A 2,330-nucleotide genomic window follows, 5' to 3' on the forward strand; every position below is an offset into this window, starting at 1 on the left:
TCTACCCAATAGCGCCAAGTGCTCCATCTAAATCTAATGAGCCAAAGCGAGTTAATTTAGGTGGTGGTGAAAGGCGCACCACCACGAAGTGGTGGCTTTAATCAAATCCTTCCTGTTGAGCTAAATATTGCTTCACGATTTCAAGTGGCACACCTCCGCAACTAACCAGACAATAACTTCTGCTGTAAAAAACTGGCTTCCAGTAAAACTCACCCAAGTGTTCGGAAAACTCCTTTCGCACAAGTCTTGATGTAGCAGTTTTTAAACTGTTCACCATTTTACTTGGTTGCATCTTGGGATTAGCAGAAATTAAAAGGTGAAGGTGATCTGGCTCACCATTGCACTCCAAAAGCTCACAATCCCAAGATTTTAACAACCTTTTGTACTGAAGTTGTTCATGAACCAAGTCAGATAGTGGACGTGGAGGCAATCGTAAGACTAGCCGAGCCAAAATCTCGACTAGCGGTGTCCAACGAAGCGTCAAAAAAGAAGAGTTAGCGACTTAGGCTGTTATCTTGGAAGCTCGCTGCTTTAGTTGCGAGTAGTTCACATGAACCTTAGCATGTTATTAAATAATAAAATATTTCTTAAAAGTACGCATAATGATATTAGAAATCAATCTTAATCAAATCCAGTCCAAGAAGGACGGGTATTGGCCATTAATTTAAGCCTAACTCATTGGCCTTTTAAGGTGATGAGTAACAGGTGAAATATTTAAACTTCTGGCAATCTCTCGCTAAAGTAAAACTCCAACAATAAGTTGATGCTTAAATTTGCATATATGCCAGATTCGATTTTAGGGTCTGGCACGTGCCAATTACGGACTTTGATAACGCGCCCTACCTTGGCTTGTTAAGTTGTTTTGCTTTCTTTTTATCCCTAATCCATAAAACTGAGCCATTTGTTTTTTTCATTTCAAACAAGTCTATAGCTTGAAATAAATCACTCAACTTCTTAAAGCCATAATTACGCTGGTCAAAGGAAGCGTGATTTGAAATATGCGTACCGATTGGCCCTAACATGGCCCAGCCATCGTCTTCTTCGACAGCCTCAATTGCTTGCCTAAGCAAATTAATTAACTTAGTGTCACTTTTTATGTTCTTTTTTTGTTTTTGTATGGGGGGCTCTTTTTCGCAATCTTCGTCAAGATAGAGGAATCGTGAGCAACTATTAACGAAAGCTAGCGGTGCTTTACGTTCACCGAAGCCAATCACAAATTTACCATCAGCCAAAGAACGAGTTACCAAGGGGGTAAAATCACAGTCGGACGACACTAGGCAAATAACATCAATGTCTTTAGTGTACAGCACATCCATAACATCAATTACTAATGCCATATCCGTGGCATTCTTACCCTTGGTAAGATCGAACTGTTGCATCGGCTGTATTGCAAATTCATGAAGCACATCTTCCCACGGCTTCAGGTTTTGATTTTTCCAATTTCCATATGCTTTACGAATGTTGACTACACCATAGCGCGCCAATTCGGATAGCACTTTATCTATCTTTTGAGCAGGTGCGTTATCTGCATCAATAAATACCGCAATTTTCTCTTTATCTCTCAAAGAAGCCTCCTTGCAACTTAAATTTTGTTATGTAATTTTTTTGAACTTTAGACCAAAATCATTCTTTTAAATTCAGCTTGATACAATTTAATTCCAGCACCTATGATTAACTTTCAAACGATTTCTATATCCATTGTGATGCTCTTTCACCAAAATTAATTGACTAAACTTTCCCTGGTAGAGGGTAAACTTGGTCTCCTTTAGTCTTAAAGGTTCGCCACTCCTGTCCATATTCCCATTGCTAGGGTTTACTATACAAGACCCTTTGAAGAGATGTAAACACCACCTAGATATCGATGTTCCAAGGCAATAATCGTTCAATGTCTGGCTCAGACTGACCAAATATGCCTCAGCAAGTGCAGTCCAAGCAGGACGGTGTAGTCTAAGTGGGCACTAATATGCCTCAGCAAGTGCAGTCCAAGCAGGACGGTGTAGTCTAAACGGGCACTAATATGCCTCAGCAAATGCAGTCCAAGCAGGACGGTGTAGTCTAAGTGGGCAGATATACACCTCTCGGATGTAGTCTAAACGGGCACTAATATGCCTCAGCAAATGCAATCCAAGCAGAACGGTGTAGTCTAAACGGGCACTAATATGCCTCAGCAAATGCAGTCCAAGCAGGACGGTGTAGTCTAAGCGGGACGGTGTAGTCTAAGTGGGCAAATACAGCCTAGCGGGTGTGGTCTAAACGGGGCTGTTCAATGTATTACCAATATTTCACCTTAGACATTTTTTGCATGAGATGCGCCTGAGCTTTGTGTTGAG

1 protein-coding gene is annotated in these 2,330 nt (G+C 41.0%); it reads right to left on the reverse strand.

The features are described from left to right. Positions 1–839 precede the first annotated feature (839 nt). A complete protein-coding gene (locus tag L655_RS0117355; RefSeq protein ID WP_010554743.1) occupies positions 840–1,565 on the reverse strand; it encodes an NYN domain-containing protein in 726 nt (241 codons plus the stop codon). Between the last annotated feature and the right edge of the window lie 765 nt (positions 1,566–2,330).

The sequence above is a fragment of the Pseudoalteromonas sp. TAE79 genome (assembly GCF_000498015.1).
Classification (GTDB): domain Bacteria; phylum Pseudomonadota; class Gammaproteobacteria; order Enterobacterales; family Alteromonadaceae; genus Pseudoalteromonas.